An 18,282-nucleotide genomic window follows, 5' to 3' on the forward strand; every position below is an offset into this window, starting at 1 on the left:
AGAAACAAAACCGCCGACCTGTTTCTTGAATCTTCCTTCTTTGAAATGGATAATAAAATCACAAAATAACAGGAGGAAAGAAACATGGCAAAGAAATCAATCAGCCGCCGGGATTTCCTGAAAGGCGCCGCCGCTTCCACATTGGGACTGGCTGCCGTCGGGATGCTGGGCGGATGCAGCAGCGAGGATTCGCCGAAGGCTTCGGCCTCCACGATCAGCTGGACGAAGGAAACGGACGTCTTAATCGTCGGCGCCGGCGGCACGGGAGTTTGTGCGGCCGCAGCGGCTGCGGAGGCCGGAGCGAAGGTGCTGGTTTTGGAAAAAGCGGGCATTGCCGGAGGGACTACCAATCTGTCCGGCGGCGTTATGCAGGCAGCCGGCACAACCTATCAGAAACAATTCACATCGTATCAGGACGATACGCCGGAAAAGCATTTCGAATGCTGGATGACGGAAGGCGAAGGCCAGCTGGACGAAGCGCTGGTTAAGGATCTGGCGATGGGCGCGCCGGAAGACATCGAATGGCTGGCCAGCACGTGCGGCTTGAAATGGACGAGCGTTTACGGCCATTGCCACGTTCCTTATGTCAAGGATGAAGTGCTGGCGGACCGGATTCACGTCTATGAGGGCGGCGGCGCTTCCGGCAGCGGCGGAATTTATGTTCAGGCGGTCTTGAAGGTCGCCGAGGGCTTAGGCGCGGTTGTTGAATATGAAACGGAAGTTACCCGTCTGATTACGGAAAACGGCAAGGTCATCGGCGCGGAGGCGACACAGAACGGCCAGACGATTACGATCAAGGCGAACAAGGGCGTCATTCTGGCGGCCGCCGGCGTCGATCAGAACGTGGAGATGGCGAAGGAATTAAATCCGCAGCAGTATTGGGACGATACGACGCAGATCTGTCTGTGCGTCGCTTCTGATACAGGCGACGGCATCCGCATGGGAATGGAGCTGGGCGCGGCCTATGTCAGCGGCGGTACAATCGACTTCTGCGGCAAGACGGGCGCGGCGACAGATAACCGCAACCCGGTATTCCCGTCGTTTATCGTCAATCAGGCCGGCCGGCGGTTTGTCTGCGAGGACGCGACGTATGCCTATCATTACCGCGCGATCTATCAGCAGGAAATGCAGCTGCAGGGCCCGACCTACATGATTTTCGGCGCAAGCAGTCTGGAAGCGGCGGGTGCGCCGTGGACGGCGGAAAGCGTAGCCAAGGATATCGCCGACGGAGTTGTGATCACGGCGGATACGCTGGAAGATCTGGCAGGAAAGCTGGGGATCGACGCGGCGGGCTTGGCCCGGACGATGAAGGACTGGAACGAAGACGTGGCGGCCGGCACAGATCCGTTTGGCCGCAAGGACGGCCTGGAACCGATCAGCGGCCCGTTCTATGCCTATAAAAACACGTCGTATAACTTAGGCGCGCTGGGCGGCTTGAAGATTACGACGGACTGCGAAGTCGTCGATGTTAACGGCAAGGTCATCGAAGGCCTGTATGCGGCCGGCTTAAATGCGGGCGGCTGGGTTGGCCCGTACTATCCAGGCAGCGGCACCGCGGTCATCGGCACCTGCCACTTCGGACGCAAGGCCGGGGCAGCGGCGGCGAAGCGCTCAGCGTAATCGCAAACATGATTTTGAGCTCAGACCGTCAAGGCTGAGTACAGCGGAGAGCAGGACGGCAGCGTCAGGCGGACTCCGCTTTTTTCATGCCTTTTCCGGTGTACTGGCCCCGCGCAAACTGTTCGAAGACGCGGCGGAGGGACCTGATCGTTCGGATTTTGGCATAGCGGCTGGCGGGTATCTCACGCAGTCCGCAGGCGGGGTGTGGAAAAGATTCTGGATAAAAGATGGATTTTCCCATGTTTATCGCTGTCAAAACAGGACTTTGGAAGCAGAAAAAGCAATCAATATCATGAAAACGGTAATCTTTCCCAATTCTTTACAAATCAATGATATAATCCTTTTATAGAACATTATTGAGGATTGCCAGGCCATGACCGCCGGAACGAGCGCAGCGGCCGAACCTGATCGCTTGTCAGGAAGGAAAGATCACGCTGTATGAAAAAACGCAGGCTTATTTTAATGTTAATTTTCTGCCTGGGATTGAATGGAATGATCCCGTTTTTAAGGTCCGCTTCCGTGCGGGCGGAAACACCGGTGATCCGTGTCGGCTACATTGATTACGCCGGATTTATTGAAGAAGACGGGACTGGAAAATATACAGGCTACGGCGTGGAGCTGCTCGAGCGGATTAGCCGGATTACCGGCTGGCGCTACGAATATGTTTATGGCGACTGGCAGCAGATTCTCAGCCAGTTAGACGAAGGTTCGATCGATTTGATCATGACCGCACAGTACACCGAGGAACGGGCGGACCAGTTTCTTTTTTCTCAGCAGCCGATCGGCGATGAGCTGGCGGTGGTGTACGCGCGGGAAGACGCGTCGGTGTATTACGATGACAGCGCGGCGATGGACGGACTGCGCATCGGACTGCTTCAGGGCAGTTATCAAAATCAAAGCTGGCAGGACTACGCTAAAAAGCATGGCCTGAACTGTCCGACAACGGAATATAAAACAGAAAATCAGCTGATGGAAGCGCTGTTATCCCAACAGGTCGACCTGATCGTCAGCGGGGGATTGGCGCTGCATGACGAAGCGAAGGTCGTGCTCAAGTTGGAACCGGCGCCGTTTTATATCATTACCAATTCAGCCCGGCCGGATCTGATGGCGCAGATCGACGGAGCGCTGGCGGAGATGCTTTTATCGGATCCTTATTTTGAAGCCCATTTATATGATGAATATTACGGCGACAGTCAGTATTCCGTGCAGCCGCTGTTCACCCGCGAGGAAGACGCGTATATCCGGGAAGCGGGGATGATCCCGGTCGGTCTGGACGGCTCGCAGGTTCCCTTCGCCTATATGGAAAAGGGGAAGCTGAAGGGAATCTGGCCGCAGCTGTTAGCGCTGATCGAGAAGAAATCAGGTCTGCGGTTTGCGCTGACGCCGCAGGCTCCCCAGGCGGATTATGTCGCATTTCTGGATCAGAATCCCCGGCAGTCGCTCTATTGCGGCATCACCCGGCGCAACCTGCGGATGACGCAGAACGCGGCCGTTCAGCTCAGCGACCCGCTGCTGCAGCTGGATTTGATGGTCGTCGTCAATCCGGAGGAGTTCAGTACGGCTGGCAATGAAGAATTCAGCCTGATCGTAACCGACAACACAGCTGTCAACAGCGAGTTTTTAAGTCAGATGCCTTTGGGTCAGATTCTGTATGCCGATACGCTGGTTCAGTGCCTGCTGGCGGTGGCCGATCACAAAGCCGCGGCGACTGTGTGCGATTCCTATACGCTGAATTATTACAGCTGGAAACCAGGCATCAGCGATCTGCAGGATAATTATCCGCTGGAATTCCCGTCGCTACAGCCTTGTTTTGCGGCCAGCGCTGATCTTGATCCGGTGCTGATGGCGATTTTAAACAAGACGATTGCCAGTCTGTCGCAGAAGGAAATTAACCAGGTTATTTATGATTCCACGCTGGGACTGCATTATCAGCCCTCGTGGACAGATTGGCTCAAAGCAAATTCTTATCTGGTCGCGTCCTTAGCCCTGGCGCTGATTCTGGGCGTCACGCTGTTGATCTACCGCAGCCGCAAGCAGACCGAGGAACAAATTCAGCGGCGGCGCACCGAAATGTTCCGGCACAAGGCGGAAATGGATCGGATCAGCGGACTGTACAACGAGGATACGTTTACGGAGAAAGCGCAGGCGATTCTGGCGCAGGATCCGCCGCCGTATTATTTGATCTATATCAATATCCGGCGGTTTAAGATCGTCAATGAGCTGCTGGGGGTAGAACAGGCCGATCAGCTGTTAAGTCATATCGGCAGCCGGCTGCAGGATTACTGCGGGCGTTATCCCGGTTCGCTGGCGTGCCGGATCACGGCGGATCACTTCATGTTGATGACGCCGTGCGAAGCGTATCAGGCCAACGGCCGTGAGGATATTCTGAAAGACTATACCAGCGATTTGAATCTGTCGCTGGAATATGGCGTGTATCCGATTACCGATCGATCGCTGCCGATGAAGCTGATGCAGGACCGGGCGGCGCTGGCAGCCAAGAATCGAACGGATCCGATGTTCAGCGAAGTGGGATTCTACACGGATCAGCAGCGCCAGCGGATTATCCGTGAGCAGCAGGTTCTGGATGAAATCGAGGGCGCGATGGACCGCGGAGAAATCATCATCTACATTCAGGCAAAATATGATATCGTCGCACAGCGCGTGATCGGCGGGGAAGCGCTGGTGCGCTGGCAGCATCCGGTCCGGGGACTGCTGGGTCCGGGGCAGTTTGTCGGCGTGCTGGAAGAAAACGGACAGATCATGCAGCTGGACTATTATGTCTGGGAAAAGACATGTCAGTTCCTGCAGCGTCAGCACCGGCTTCATGAGCAAGTTCCGCCGGTGTCGGTCAATGTGTCAAAGTATAATTTCTACCGCGCCAATCTGGTCGCGCTGTTTACCGATCTGATCGCCAAGTATGAATTGAGACCCGGAGATCTGCAGCTGGAAATTACGGAAACCGCCTGCGCGGAGGACACCGAGCAAATTTACGCGGTGATCCGGCAGCTCCAGCAGGCCGGCTTTACCGTGCTGATGGACGATTTCGGCGCCGGTTATTCCTCGCTGAACATGTTTAAGGATGCACCGGTGGATATCATCAAGCTGGACATGGGCTTTATCAGTTCGGATGAAAACAATGCCGAGCGTTCCGGCGCGGTGATCGCGTCGATCGTCAACTTATCGCATTCGCTGAACATTCCGGTAATCGTCGAAGGCGTGGAAACTCAGGCTCAGGTTGATTTCCTGAAATCCATCGACACGCGCTACATTCAGGGCTACTATTTCTCCCGGCCAGTCCCGGAGGAGGACTATGCCGCGCTGTGCTACGCGAAGGATGAAGCTTAAACGCAGCCTTGATTTACTGACAAAACATTTTCTCAGCCCCGGTCAGCTCTGAGAAGATGTTTTTTTTCTGGACCGGGGCGGGAAAAGAACACGCGGAACGACTGAATTCTGGTACAATAAGGCCGGGAGTGATTCGTTAATGATAAAAATGTTGGTCTTTGACGTCGACGGGACGTTGTATGATTTAAACCGCCATGAAATTCCGCGTTCGTGCCAGGAAGCGATCGCGAAAGCCAAGCGCAGCGGATTGATTTTTGTGATTGCGACCGGACGGACGCATTATGGCTTAGGTGCGGCGCTGAACGCGTTAGAACCGGATTATATCCTGGCGGTTAACGGCGCGGTGGTTGCTGACGGGCAGGGGCGGATTCTGGCGCATCATGATTTATCTTTGGCGCAGGTGGAGCGTGTCAACGCTTTCTGTCGTTCGCATCAAGCCGGGCTGGCCTGGAAGTTTCTCGATCATTGCTACATCTATCAATATCCGGAGAAGATTGACTGGCTGCAGCCGCAGAAAGAATCGGATATCGGACCGGAACCGTTTATCGACTGTCCGGCGCAGGACCGTCATCAGACCGTTCTGCCGCAAAGCGCGAGCGTGCATGCCGATCCCGAGAAAGTCGAGGAAGTTTTCCATGACGATCCGGAACTGGCGTTTCTGCGCTATTCCGCCGATGGCTATGACGTCGTGGCCCGCGGCATGAACAAGGCGGTCGGCTTGCAGGAGCTGATCGATCAGCTGGGGATTGCGCGCGGGGAAGTCGCGGCGTTTGGGGATAATTACAACGATGTGGAAATGCTGAAGCTGGCCGGCACCGCGGTGGCGATGGGCAACGCGGTGGATGAAGTCAAAGCGCTGGCTGACTATGTGACGACTTCGTCCGATCAGGACGGCATCGCGCATGCATTGGCGCATCTGGGCTGTATTTGACGCTGATTTAAGTCGAAAAACATCTCGTTTAGGTAATCAATTTGAAATTTGGCAGGAATTCCCTAAAATAGAAAAGGATACGAAAGGGGAAAACGGATGCCTACGATTTTGGACAACGCCCTGTTCACCGCTTTTTCCGAGGCCTCTGAACAGGTTTATATCTATGTCTGCGACGTCAAGCAGGATTTATCGCACTGGTCGAAGAATGCCGTCACCTTTTTCGGCCTGCCGGGCGAATATATGGAAAACGTTGCCGAGCTGTGGATGGCGAAAATCCATCCGGATGACCGCGGCCGCTACCTGAAGGACATCCAGGATGTTTTTACCGGAGTGAAAACGCATCACAGCTGCGAATACCGGGCGCGCAGTCAGGCGGGCGATTATGTGTGGCTGGAATGCCGCGGCACGATGATGAAAAACGAACAAGGCGAACCGTGGCTGTTCGCCGGCATGATGACGCGCCTGGACGCGCGCAATAAAATTGATCCGCTGACCGGCTTGCCAACGATGCGGGAGTTCGCCGCTTTGGATTTTGCCTGCACTCACGGCGTCGTGATGGTCGTGGGCTTCGACGGCTTCCGGGAAGTCATCAATAATTATGGATATCGCGGCGGTGATGAGATTCTCGCGGATTTTGCCGTACAGCTGCGCCGGATTTGTCCGCAGACCGCGGCGCTGTACCGGTTTGAAGGCGATGAATTCGCGATCTTTATCCCGGGTGGCACCTGCCGCCAGGCACAACAGCTGTTTCAGTCGCTGGTGCAGGCGGCCAGGGCGCTGGGCAGCCGGCAGGTCAGTCTGGAAATCACTGGCGGCGCGGTCTGCACACCGCAGGATGGAACAACGCAGGAAGCCGTTATCAGCAAGCTGGAGCATTCTCTGGCGCATGGGAAGGCGCACCGCCGCTCGCAGCTGGTCTTTTTCAGCCTGGAGGTTTCGCGGGAATACCGCCGCTTAAGCGGCTTGAAGCAAACGTTGGTCCGCGCGGTCAGTCATGACTGCGAAGGGTTTTCACTGGTCTATCAGCCGTTAGTCGATCACGATCACCGCGTGGTCTGCTGCGAAGCGCTGCTGCGCTGGAAGGCGGATCCGGATGTCGGGGAGATGATCCGGCTGTTGGAAAACACCGGGGAAATTCTGCCCATCGGCCGCTGGATCGTCCGCGAGGTGTTTGCCCAGGCTCGCTTTTGGCAGCAGAAAAGCCCGGATTTTATCACCGAGTTCAATGTTTCCTATCTGCAGTTTAAGGATCCCGGCTTCAGTGACTTTTTGATCGCGGAAGCCAAACGGCTAAAAATCAATCCGCGTCAAATTGCGATCGAACTGACGGAAAGCTGTCAGGTCGAGGATTTTGAAGGACTGGCCCGGGAATTTGCGCGCCTGCGCACGTTCGGCTTCAATCTGTCGCTTGACGATTTCGGCATCGCTTATTCCACGCTGCTTCTGATCCGCAATCTGCCGGCCGATTCGGTGAAGATCGATCAGTCGTTTATCCGCGATTTAAGCGAACAAAATCAGGTAGATCTGGCGATCATTGAAAGCGTTGTATCGCTGTGCCGGAAGCTGAACATCCGTCTGGTGGCCGAAGGGGTGGAAAACGCCCGCATTCTGAAGCTGCTGGAAGCCTATCCGATCACGTTGTATCAGGGCTTTCATTTCGCGAAACCGATGCCGGCGCGGCAGCTGGAACCGCTCATCGGGTCGATCCTGCCTTAAATCAGTTCCCAGACGGAATCCGTTCCGTCTTTTCTTTTGCGTCCGCAAAGGGAGCGTGTTTTTCATTTCTTGAACAGGAAAGGATTAAGTTGGGCGTCAGTGGGAAATACTGCAAGGGAAAGCAGGTGATTGGATGCGGGCAATACAGATCCGTAAAGAAGAAATGGGGCTGCATTCCCTTGGCGAAACGAAAGATTATTTTGAAGGCTGGTATTTCCGGCTGTGCGACCCGCGGTGCTCGGTGGCGGTGATCGTCGGCTTTAGCCCGCAGAATTCAGCCGCGCCGTTTTTTATCCAGACAACCGACACGCTGACAAACCGCTCCCAATGGGCGGAGTTTGGCTGGCCGGACGTCGTGGTGCGGCAGGCGCCGTTTCATCTGACGCTGGGCAGCAACGAATTCTCGCTGACGCGCGTGAAGCTGGAATTGCCGGAGCTGAAAGTCCGGCTGCGGCTGAGCGGATTGACGCCGCTGCCGTTTTCCCGGTATGCCCCGACGATTATGGGGCCGTTTGCTTATTTAAAGAAGATGGAGTGCGTGCACGGCGTCATCAGTCTGCATCACCGCATGGAAGGCGTCGTCATCGCCAACGGGCGCTCGCTTCCCGTAGTGGGGGTGGGTTATTTGGAAAAGGACCGCGGCACCTCGTTTCCGCAGCGGTATCTGTGGTTTCAGTCGAATCAATGCGGCGTTGCGGATTCATGCTTCTTCCTGTCGCTGGCCAGTATTCCGTTAGGACCGCTGACGTTTAACGGCTGTCTCTTTGTCGTTAAGCTGCGCGATCAGCTGCACCGCTTCGCGACCTATACCGGCTGCCGTCTGGAATCGCTGCGCTGCCGTCAGTTTGAAGATGGTTCCGGCTGGGCGAAGCTGCGGTTTCATCAGGGCGGATGGCAGATCCGGATTCGTCTGGAATGCGGGCCGGCCTGTTCGCTGGCCTCGCCGCGCCAAGGCCGGATGCAGGGCCGGATCCAGGAAAGCCTCAGCGGTCAGGCCCATGTAACGCTGCTGCACCACGGCGTGAAGGTTCATGAAAGCTTCTGGTCGCAGGGCGGCATGGAGCTGCAATGGGAAAAAGAAGAAGATCAGAATGTCGAAAACAGAAAAAGAGGGTTGTCCTGAAACGACAACCCTCAACAGTTTTATTATAGCACGAAAAAAATTTGAATGAAAGGGCTTACTTTTTCGAAAACTCTGATTATAATGAGGGTGAAGATAAGGAAAGAGATCTTCAAACAGAGGAAGCCGATCCCTCAGACAGCCGATCAAAACGGTAGAGTCCGTTAAGGAAAGAACCTAGTTTCTTAATTATCCATCAAGGCTGGTAAAGAAAGAGGAGCGAAGCTTTCAGGATAAACGAAAGTGTTTATTCTAAGGAGGTTAAAGTGAATGGAACCTGGACAGAGAGGAAACCGCCGCTGAAAGCTGGCGTTGTGCGATGAATCGCAGATCCGTGTGATGCTTCTTACAACTTCCCATTTTGCTGAAAATTTACAAAACAGCCATCGAATAGATAAACAGCCATTTTGTGAGTGTGAAGGGTAAACGCGAGGAAGAAATGAGAAAAAAGGTTTGATTTCAGCAGTGGAATCGAATTGATGTCATAGAGAGAGTTGCGGAAATGTTGGAAAACAGCCGCTGCGGTTCATCGGTATAAATAAGATTAACGATATAGATGAAGAACCTGCAAAAAATGCGGGTTCTTTTTTCGTGTCGACCATTTCATCAAACAGCTGCAGTATGGCAGAAAATAACAAAACGGTTGGTTTCCCTGCAGGACTGTTCATACAAAGAATGCGGGGAAACTGGAAAAGTGCGCTGCTGGAAATTAATTATAGGAAGGGGATGTTTTAATCGGCCATTTCCCAGGAAATAGTAAACTTAACGATCGTTAAATAAGCTTACAAACATTTTGAAAGCGTATCCGGAATATGCGATAATAAAGTTAGGTTTTCAGAATTGAAAATCATCGCTATCTATGGTAATGTGAATTCGTTAGCAATGGAGGAGAAAACGATGTCCATGTTCAATCACGAAGCACGTCAGTTCAAATTCGATGTGCTCAAGGAAATTTCACAGCTGGCTTATGAGGGTAAATTGACCGATGACAGCGCGGCCGCAATCAGCCGCAAACTGATCCCGGGGCGCAAGGCGGAATTCCGCTGCTGCGTGTATAAGGAACGGGAAATCCTGCGGCAGCGGACACGTTTAGCGTGCGGGAAAATGGCGGACGAGGGCGCGGCGTACAATCCGCGGCAGATCGTTCAGGTGATCGACGCGGCCTGCGACGGTTGTACGATCCGCAAAATCCAGATCACCGACAACTGCCGCAAGTGTATGGCAAAGGCGTGTCTGGCTTCCTGTAAGTTTGACGCGATCAGCATGGGACTGCACCGCGCTCAGATCGATTATACAAAATGTAAGGAATGCGGTGCCTGCGCCCGCAGCTGTCCGTACAACGCGATCGTCGTGACCGAGCGGCCATGTTCGCAGCATTGCCCGGTTGACGCGATTCGCTGGGATGAAAACGGCATCGCCCAGATTGACGAAACGAAGTGTATTAACTGCGGCGCTTGTCAGGCCGCCTGCCCGTTCGGTGCGATTGAGGATATGTCGTGGGTTGTGCCGGTTGTCAGTCTGTTAAAAATGGGAACGCCGATGTTTGCGATCGTCGCCCCGGCGATTCAGGGACAGTTTGACAGCGCCACGCTGCCGCAGATCAAGAAAAGCATCGAGCTGCTGGGGTTTGAAAAAGTTTACGAAGTCGCGCTGGGGGCGGACGCCGTCGCGTGGGAAGAACAGGCGGAGCTGGCGGAAAAGATGGAAGCCGGCGTACCGATGACCACCTCCTGCTGCCCGGCCTTTGTCAACCTGGCGAAGATGCACTTCCCGCAGATTTATGAAAATAATATGTCGACCGTCGTATCGCCGATGATGGCGCTGGCCCGCAAGCTGAAAAAAGACCATCCGGATCACGGCGTGATCTTTATCGGTCCATGCCTGGCGAAAAAGCAGGAAGCGATGGAATCCTTCACGGCTGTCGATTATGTCCTGACGTTTGAGGAAGTCGCGGCGATGATGATTGCCAAGCACATCAATCCGGCGGAAGTCGAAGCGAAAGAGGAAGACTATCCGTCGATCTTCGGCCGCAACTTCGCCCAGGGCGGCGGCGTCGGCAAAGCGGTCGCGCAGGTCGCAAAGGAAAAAGCGATGGCTGCGCCGGTGGGCGTCTACGCCGACGGCTGCATGGAATGCAAGAAGCAGCTGACGTTGATGAAGTTCGGCAAGTTTACCGGCAACATTCTGGAAGGCATGGCCTGCCCGGGCGGCTGCATTGCCGGACCGGCGGTCATCGAACCGCCGATGGTCGCGAAAGGCCGGATGGCGAAAGAAAATATCGGCAATCAGAAAACGATTGAGGAATCGGTGGAAAGCTTTGATTTTACCGGCGTGCCGATGCATCGAAAATAAGCGAAAAGGAGAAGCGACATGGTCACTGTTGAAGTTTGTATTGGAAGCGCCTGTTACGTTAAGGGCAGCAACGAAGTCGTCACGATTCTGCAGGAATTGATCAAAGAAAAAGGCTGGGAAGACCAGGTGAATGTCAAAGGGGCTTTCTGTATGCAGGTCTGCACTCAGGGCCTGGGCTTGCGCGTGAATGGAAAGCAGCTGCTGGGCGTTGGTCTGCATAACGTCAGAGAAGTGCTCGAGCAGGAAATTACGGCGGCTTTGGCATGAGCTACATCCAGCTGTCCGAGGCGAACTGCCGCAACTGCCTGCGCTGCGTGCGCGTCTGTCCCACCAAGGCGATGACGTATCAGAATCATCAGCCTACGATTCTTGAAGACGAGTGTATCCTGTGCGGCAAGTGCTATGCGATCTGTCCGCACAGCGCGAAAAAGGTTCACAGCGACGGCGATCAGGTCCGCGCATGGATTGCCCAGGGTCAGCCGCTGGCTTTAAGCATCGCCCCCTCGTTCGCTTCGGTCTGGCCGGATTATCCGCGGCTGAAGCGGCAGCTGAAAGCGATCGGGTTTCAGGTGGTCGAAGAAACCGCGGTCGGCGCGCGGTTGGTTTCTCAGGCGTATATGAAGCTGATTGAGGAACATCAGATGAAAAACATCCTGTCGACGTGTTGTCCGGCCGTCGTCACCTATGTGGAGAAAAACTTTCCGGAACTGATCGATCAGCTCGCGCCGGTCGTGTCGCCGATGATCGCGCACGGCTATGATTTAAAAGAACGCTATCCGGGCGTGAAGACGGTGTTTCTGACGCCGTGTATTGCGAAGCAGAAGGAAGCCGCCGATCCGCGCTTTGCGGGCGCGGTCGACGCCGTGCTGACGATGCCGGATCTTTCCGCCTGGCTGAAAGAAGCGCCGGTGGATGAGCCTGAGGAACAAGCGGAGGAAATCCGGTGGGAAACGATGAAGACCAGCACGGTGCGGATGTATCCGACTCCCGGCGGTGTGATCCGGACCTTAAGCAGCTCGGACGAGGTGTATGAGCGGGTCAGTGCGGAGGGCATGGACCGCGTTAAGGACGCGCTGAAGTCAATCGCCCAGGGCCACATGGAAGGCTATTTCTTCGAGCTGTCAGCTTGCGAACAGTCCTGTCTGGGCGGCCCGTTGTTATGCCATGTCGATCACAGCGAATGGAGAGCCCGCAGCGCGATCCGGCGCAACATGGATCCGCAGGATCAGGTGCGTCAAGCTGAGCTGCCCGCGAATCTGCGCGCAGCGTGGCAGGCCGATCCGGTTGAACGCACATCGCACACCGAAGAAGAAATTAAGGACATGTTATTTTTGATGGGCAAGACGTCGAAGGAAAAGGAACTGGACTGCGGCGCCTGCGGGTATGAAAGCTGCCGCGCCAAAGCGATCGCGGTGCTGGAAGGCAAAGCGGATCCGAAGCTCTGCCTGCCTTACGCACTCGAGCACGCGCAGTCGATTTCCAACCTGATCATCGAAAATACACCGAACGGAATTCTTGTTCTGGACGAGCATAACTGCGTGCGCGAGATCAATCCGGCGGCGCTGAATATGATGAATCTGCAGGAAATAGATCCGATCGGCATGCCGGTCGAGTCGATCCTGCCGGATCAGGGTCTGCATGAGCTGCTTCAGGATTTCGTCGGCGTCCAGTATTACCGCTGCGAATATCCGCAGTATCATAAAATCTTAAACCATGCGATGATCTCGATTGAAGACCACCGCTATGTGATCTTGATCTTAATGGATCTGACAGTGGAGGAAACCAAGGAAAAGGTCATCCGCCAGATGCAGATGAAGACGGCGGAGGTCGCGCAGACCGTCATCGACGATCAGATGCGCGTCGTTCAGGAAATTGCCAGTCTGTTAGGCGAAACGACGGCGAAATCCAAAGTCGCCTTAACGCGGCTGATGAAAGCGATGGATGAAGATGATTGAGGAAAAAATCCATGTTGAAACGTCGTTTTCCTCGCTGATCAAAAAGAATGAGGAATTGTGCGGCGATAAGGTGGCGATCCGCTACTGCGACCAGTTCTGCATCCTGGTGCTGGCCGACGGTCTGGGCAGCGGAGTCAAAGCGAACATTCTGTCCACGCTGACCAGCACGATCATCTGCGAGATGATGGCGGAAGGCGCGACGCTGCAGGAAGCAGTCGACACGATCACCGCGACGCTGCCGCAATGTCAGGAGCGCGGCATCGCATACTCCACATTTACCATTGTTCAGATTTATTATGACGGTACGGCGCATCTGATTGAATTCGATAATCCCGCCGCCGTGATTATGCGCAGGGGAAACTGTATCGAATTGCAGCGGACAACGCGCGTGATCGGGCAGCGGCGGATCCGGGAAAGCAGCTTCCAGGTAGAGCCGAACGATTTCATCGTCGTGTTCTCCGATGGAATCATCCATGCCGGGGTCGGGACGTTTCTGAACTTCGGCTGGGATCATGCCGATGTGGAAAAGCATCTGACGGAATATTGCCGTTCAACCGATCCGGCCCGCGAGGTTACGCGGATTTTATTGGCCTGCGTCAACGATCTGTATCAGGGCCAGCCGGGCGATGATTCAACCGTAGCAACGGCCAAGATCGTGCCGGCCACGGAGGCCCGCGTGATGGTCGGACCACCGGAACATCCGGAGGACGACCGCAAGGTGGTCGGCCGCCTGCTAAGTGCGACGGGGAAGAAGATCTGCTGCGGAGGAACGACGTCCAATATCGTTTCCCGCATTACGGGCAAGGAAATCCAGATCGAAAATCTGTTGTCGCTTGCCTCGGACGTCCCGCCGATGGCCTATATTGAAGGGCTGGATTTAGTGACCGAAGGAGTGCTGACGCTGCAGAAAGCGAATGACTATCTGCACGAATGCGCGCAGTCGCCGCAGTTTTACGAACAGTTTCTGCTGACGAAGCAGGAAGACGGCGCGATCTTGCTGACAAAGATGTTTTTACAGGACTGCACGAAGATCGTGTTCATGGTCGGCCGCTCCGATAATCCGGCGCATCGTCAGTTAGCCTATTCGACGATCTCACTGCGGGCAAAAATCCGGATGATCGAACGGATGGCTGAAAATCTCAAGAAGCTGGGCAAGATCGTACAGATTGAGCTGTACTGAACCGTGGGAAAATTGGGATGAAATTGATTCGTAAAAAGCGAAGAAGCGTTTTGAAAAATCCGTGGATTCAGATTTTTCAGGATGAAGCAGAATATCCTGACGGCCGGAAGCTGTCCTACACAGTCCTGCATTATCCGCACCCTTCAGCCGGGATGGTGGTGGAAAACACGCGCGGTCAGATTCTTTTAATCCGCAGCTGGCGTTATCCGACCGGCAAAGAAGGCTGGGAAATCCCGGTCGGGTCAGCGGAATCTGGCGAAACGCCGTGCTCTGCGGCAATTCGCGAGGTTATGGAGGAAACGGGGATCGAAACTCAAGCGACCGAACTCTTATGTCAGTTTTATCCGAGTAATGGGATGTCGGATCAGCTTGTTTATGTCTACGCGGGAACTGCGAAATCGGAGAACATCACGATTGATCCGGATGAAGTCGAAGAAGCAGCCTGGTTTGATCAGGAATCCGTGCTGCGGATGTTAAAGGCGGGGATGATTCCCTGCGGCATCTCCCAGCTGGGACTGCGAACCTGGTTCATGAAAAAAAGATAGAAAAGCAAAAAGCTGCCGGAGTTTGCGGCAGTTTTCATTTGCACGGGAAGACCGCGGAACCCCTTCGTTTTCAGCGGAAGACGAGGCAGATCGGCGATCAGAATGCCGGAGGAACGGCAAATCACTTATTAGTTTAGTAATACTAAACTAACGATTTCACTTTATTAAATTTATGCTTGCGCTGACGAATTTTTTTGATATAATTTTTTCGTGATTGAAGCGAAGGAGGGATGGGAAAACAGACGATCACACCCGTTGATTTTGAATGATGAAGTCCACGTCATTGCCAGGAGGAAACAACTGGCCGCCTGACCTGATGTTCCACGAAGAACAGGCCTCGGACAGCCGGGTCAAACGCCGAAATTAAAACAGGGTTACCCTTGTTGATGCCAAAGCTTGAAGCTTTGAAAGAAGTTCTGTGACACGCAATCACCAAGCGGCTAAAAGCCATCGTCTTGTCTTTCTATCCTGAGCGCATGGAGCGTACCGGAAGAAAATTGAAGAAACGAAAAGAACTGTTTTTGTTTTTTATTTTGAAAGGGGAACAATCATTTTATGAAAAAATTATTGACTGTGCTTTATGCACTGCTTTTCATTGCGGGCTGTTCGGCCGCGCCTTCGCCGTCGGCCTCCGCGGAAGATAAGCCAGCCCGATCTGGCGGGAACTTTACGGATCAGATGAAACTGGCTTACCGTGATGATTTGGATCCGGAAGCCGGAGCGGATTCGGTTGAACGTCAGGGCGATCATCCGGATTCGCCGTATTTCTCCACAGTTGATTTTTACAATGCGGAAAGCACGGAGTCGCTGACGATTCTGCCGCACTTCCAGACGATGCAGCAGACGTCGGAATGGTCCTGCGGGGTGGTGTCCGCGCTGCTGGTTTTAAATTATTACGATCAGCTGGGCGAACAAACGGAACGGACACTCGCTGAAATGCGAAGCAATGGTTTGACGCCGGAAGCGACGGACATGGAATCAATGATCACAATCTTTGAACAGACCGGCGGCTTTAAGCTGGAAAGCAGTCTGGATTATCCGGCTGATCAGCTGGCAGAAGCTTTTCCGCTGGAACGATTTGAAACGTTGTTAAAGGCGGGAACGCCGGTGATGGTCGCCTGGAATGACTGGGGCGGACACTGGCAGGTCGTGATCGGCTATGATACCCTGGGCACGGAAACGACGCAGGACGACGTCTTGATCGTCGCCGATCCTTACGACACGACGGATCACAACCAGGATGGTTATACCGTTTACGGTGCTGAACGGTTTTACTACAACTGGACGATGTATGATTTCTTTGAAGGTCAGGGAATTGAGAATCAGCGGGATCTGATGTTTTTGATCGCCGTGCCGGATGCCGATTAACTCTTTGGGTTCAATATCGAAGCTTTTCTGATATCTTTCGGAAATCATGATAATTTTCTGAAAACTAAAACAGTGCAAACAAATGCGTGTGATTAATTTTCAGAAAAGTTTGAAAAAGGAATTGACAAGTTTTTCTGTCTGCGGTAAACTAATCCCATCAACACAAATGCCTAGATCAGGAAATGAGAAACTGGAATGTCGGGTTTAAGAGAGCTGCCGGAGGGTGCAAGGCAGTACGGACGCCAGGGACAACTGCCCTGTTAGCAGCGAGCTGAAAGGTTAAGCCGAGTAGGGGACGCCGGGAATTCCCGTTACAGAAGAAGACATTCTCGCCATGGCGACGATGTCCGCAGAGTGATCCTGTTTTAAAAGCAGGATAATAGGAGTGGTACCACGGATTGATCAATCCGTCTTCTAAAACGAAGGCGGATTTTTTGTGTTTGATTAAAGGGGGCATGAGGGCGTGAAACAGGTGAAACAAACCGGGGTTTCCGGAGCACTGGTTTTCTGAATTGGACGTTAATTGAAATTCAGAAAAGGAGAAAATGAAAATGAAAAACTGGGTAAAGAAATTCATCATCGGCGTCTGCGCCGTCATGTTAACAGCGTGTGCTGTTCAGGGAGAGGGCAGCGCCGCACCGACGGCGACTGCGTCGGACGAACCGGTGTCCGGGGGAACCTACATCGTCCGCGGCGCGGGCGATCCGTACAGCTTCAATCCTGATTTAAAAGTCGACGACTGGGGTGTGGTCACCTATCAGAATATTTTCAACCGGCTGGTCAAGCAGACAGTTTCCAACGAAGTGGTCGGCGATCTGGCGGAAAGCTGGGAGTTCTCCGACGACGGCCTGACGCTGACGTTTCATCTGCATGAAGGCGTAAAATGGCATGACGGCGAGCCGTTCAGCTCGGAAGACGTCAAGTGGACCTTCGATAAGATCCGTACTGAAGGCTATCAGTCCAACAGCTTCAAGCAGCTGAGCGAAATTACCTGCCCGGATGAAAATACTGTCGTGTTCCATCTTTCCGAACCGAATTCCGGGATCGTCGCCACAATCGGCTGGCTGGGCACCTTCATCATGCCGAAACATATCTATGATACGCCGGACTATGACTGGTCGACCAACCCGGCCAATTTCCAGCCGGTCGGCACCGGTCCGTTCAAGTTTGTTTCCTATGAAAAGAGCGTTGCGATCCGCATGGAACGCAATGAGGATTATTTCAAGGGCGCACCGTATATCGACGAATTAATCGTTTCGATCATTCCGGATGAATCAACGGCGTTCCAGGCTTGGCAGAACGGCGAAGTCGACGACATTCTCGGCAAAGCCCCGTCTTCGGAAATCGCTGCGCTGAAACAGGATCCGAATTACAATGTGTATCAATACGTCGCTACCGGCCGCGTTTATCTCTCATTCAACCTGAAGGAAGGTCCGTTTGCGGATGTGCGCGTGCGTCAGGCCGTCGACATGGCGTTAGATCGTCAGGAAATTCTTGACAAGGCGGCCAAGGGCATCGGCAGCGTCCCGGAAACGTACATGACGCCGGTCTTTGACTGGGCGATGAGTGAAACGGCGCGGATTCCGGACATGGATCGGGAAGCGGCGAAGAAGCTGATTGAAGAAGCCGGCTATACCCAGGATGAAAACGGCTATTACTTCACCTGCACGCTGGATACGTTTGAAAGCGGCAACTTCAAGGACACCGCGACGGTCATCCAGGCGCAGCTGAAGGAAATCGGCATCGAAGTGAAGCTGAACATCTCGGAAATCGCCAACTTCCAGACGAAGGTTCTGGATAACTACAACTTTGATATGGCGATGAATTCCGGCTCGCAGGGACCGGATGCCAACGCGATTGAAAACCGCATCGGTTCCAACGGGTCGCTGAACATTTCCAAATATGCCAATCCGGAAATCGACGAGCTGTTAAAACAGGGCATCGCCGTGTCGGACAAAGCGGAACGCGGGGAAGTCTATAAGCAGATTCAGGAGATTTTGAAGCGCGATCTGCCGATGGTCATCGTGACGGATGAAATTTACAGCTATCCGATCAAAGCGACGATTCATAATCATCCACTGTCTCAGGAAAAATCCACGACGCTGGGCACCAACGAGTTCTCGGAAGTCTGGATCGAACAATAAGCTGAA

The 18,282-nt window shown here is 53.8% G+C and carries 12 protein-coding genes and 1 other annotated feature; all 12 genes read left to right on the forward strand.

The genetic code is table 11. The features are described from left to right. The first annotated feature begins 84 nt into the window (after positions 1-84). A complete protein-coding gene (locus DWY25_RS05125; protein WP_117894344.1) occupies positions 85-1,620 on the forward strand; it encodes an FAD-dependent oxidoreductase in 1,536 nt (511 codons plus the stop codon). Positions 1,621-2,082: 462 nt separating this feature from the next. Next, complete coding sequence (locus DWY25_RS05130; protein WP_181981704.1) at positions 2,083-4,965, forward strand: EAL domain-containing protein; 2,883 nt, start codon at positions 2,083-2,085, stop codon at positions 4,963-4,965. Between the two features lie 139 nt (positions 4,966-5,104). After that, the gene (locus DWY25_RS05135) at positions 5,105-5,896 is read left to right on the forward strand and encodes a Cof-type HAD-IIB family hydrolase (RefSeq protein WP_117894346.1); all 792 of its coding nucleotides are present in this window, start codon (positions 5,105-5,107) and stop codon (positions 5,894-5,896) included. 96 nt (positions 5,897-5,992) lie between these two features. Beyond that, the gene (locus DWY25_RS05140) at positions 5,993-7,612 is read left to right on the forward strand and encodes a bifunctional diguanylate cyclase/phosphodiesterase (protein ID WP_117894347.1); all 1,620 of its coding nucleotides are present in this window, start codon (positions 5,993-5,995) and stop codon (positions 7,610-7,612) included. A 133-nt stretch (positions 7,613-7,745) separates the two neighbouring features. Then, complete coding sequence (locus DWY25_RS05145) at positions 7,746-8,735, forward strand: hypothetical protein (protein WP_117894348.1); 990 nt, start codon at positions 7,746-7,748, stop codon at positions 8,733-8,735. An 894-nt stretch (positions 8,736-9,629) separates the two neighbouring features. Further along, a complete protein-coding gene (locus DWY25_RS05150) occupies positions 9,630-11,084 on the forward strand; it encodes a 4Fe-4S dicluster domain-containing protein (protein ID WP_117894349.1) in 1,455 nt (484 codons plus the stop codon). An 18-nt stretch (positions 11,085-11,102) separates the two neighbouring features. Next, positions 11,103-11,351 carry a (2Fe-2S) ferredoxin domain-containing protein gene (locus DWY25_RS05155; RefSeq protein ID WP_006059865.1) on the forward strand — a complete coding sequence of 83 codons (249 nt, stop codon included), beginning with the start codon at positions 11,103-11,105 and terminating at the stop codon, positions 11,349-11,351. Further along, on the forward strand, positions 11,348-13,039 hold the full coding sequence (locus DWY25_RS05160) for a [Fe-Fe] hydrogenase large subunit C-terminal domain-containing protein (RefSeq protein ID WP_006059864.1): 1,692 nt from the start codon (positions 11,348-11,350) through the stop codon (positions 13,037-13,039). The genes DWY25_RS05155 and DWY25_RS05160 overlap by 4 nt, the downstream gene beginning before the upstream one ends. Further along, the gene (locus tag DWY25_RS05165) at positions 13,032-14,219 is read left to right on the forward strand and encodes a SpoIIE family protein phosphatase (RefSeq protein ID WP_181981705.1); all 1,188 of its coding nucleotides are present in this window, start codon (positions 13,032-13,034) and stop codon (positions 14,217-14,219) included. Before DWY25_RS05160 ends, DWY25_RS05165 begins: the two co-directional genes overlap by 8 nt. 17 nt (positions 14,220-14,236) lie before the next feature. After that, positions 14,237-14,764, forward strand: a complete 528-nt coding sequence (locus tag DWY25_RS05170) for an NUDIX hydrolase (protein WP_117894351.1) — start codon at positions 14,237-14,239, stop codon at positions 14,762-14,764. A 555-nt stretch (positions 14,765-15,319) separates the two neighbouring features. Continuing rightward, a complete protein-coding gene (locus DWY25_RS05175; RefSeq protein WP_117894352.1) occupies positions 15,320-16,132 on the forward strand; it encodes a papain-like cysteine protease family protein in 813 nt (270 codons plus the stop codon). Positions 16,133-16,294: 162 nt separating this feature from the next. Then, positions 16,295-16,550, forward strand: a binding site (T-box leader). A 133-nt stretch (positions 16,551-16,683) separates the two neighbouring features. Next, on the forward strand, positions 16,684-18,276 hold the full coding sequence (locus DWY25_RS05180; protein ID WP_244925931.1) for an ABC transporter substrate-binding protein: 1,593 nt from the start codon (positions 16,684-16,686) through the stop codon (positions 18,274-18,276). Positions 18,277-18,282 lie beyond the last annotated feature (6 nt).

The sequence above is a fragment of the Holdemania filiformis genome (assembly GCF_003459085.1).
Classification (GTDB): domain Bacteria; phylum Bacillota_I; class Bacilli_A; order Erysipelotrichales; family Erysipelotrichaceae; genus Holdemania; species Holdemania filiformis.

Excerpts from the sequence above, each read along its gene's own strand:
- DWY25_RS05125 (WP_117894344.1), top strand. The coding sequence starts at position 85 with ATGGCAAAGAAATCAATCAGCCGCCGGGATTTCCTGAAAGGCGCCGCC.
- DWY25_RS05130 (WP_181981704.1), top strand. The coding sequence starts at position 2,083 with ATGTTAATTTTCTGCCTGGGATTGAATGGAATGATCCCGTTTTTAAGG.
- DWY25_RS05135 (WP_117894346.1), top strand. The coding sequence starts at position 5,105 with ATGATAAAAATGTTGGTCTTTGACGTCGACGGGACGTTGTATGATTTA.
- DWY25_RS05140 (WP_117894347.1), top strand. The coding sequence starts at position 5,993 with ATGCCTACGATTTTGGACAACGCCCTGTTCACCGCTTTTTCCGAGGCC.
- DWY25_RS05145 (WP_117894348.1), top strand. The coding sequence starts at position 7,746 with ATGCGGGCAATACAGATCCGTAAAGAAGAAATGGGGCTGCATTCCCTT.
- DWY25_RS05150 (WP_117894349.1), top strand. The coding sequence starts at position 9,630 with ATGTCCATGTTCAATCACGAAGCACGTCAGTTCAAATTCGATGTGCTC.
- DWY25_RS05155 (WP_006059865.1), top strand. The coding sequence starts at position 11,103 with ATGGTCACTGTTGAAGTTTGTATTGGAAGCGCCTGTTACGTTAAGGGC.
- DWY25_RS05160 (WP_006059864.1), top strand. The coding sequence starts at position 11,348 with ATGAGCTACATCCAGCTGTCCGAGGCGAACTGCCGCAACTGCCTGCGC.
- DWY25_RS05165 (WP_181981705.1), top strand. The coding sequence starts at position 13,032 with ATGATTGAGGAAAAAATCCATGTTGAAACGTCGTTTTCCTCGCTGATC.
- DWY25_RS05170 (WP_117894351.1), top strand. The coding sequence starts at position 14,237 with ATGAAATTGATTCGTAAAAAGCGAAGAAGCGTTTTGAAAAATCCGTGG.
- DWY25_RS05175 (WP_117894352.1), top strand. The coding sequence starts at position 15,320 with ATGAAAAAATTATTGACTGTGCTTTATGCACTGCTTTTCATTGCGGGC.
- DWY25_RS05180 (WP_244925931.1), top strand. The coding sequence starts at position 16,684 with ATGAAAAACTGGGTAAAGAAATTCATCATCGGCGTCTGCGCCGTCATG.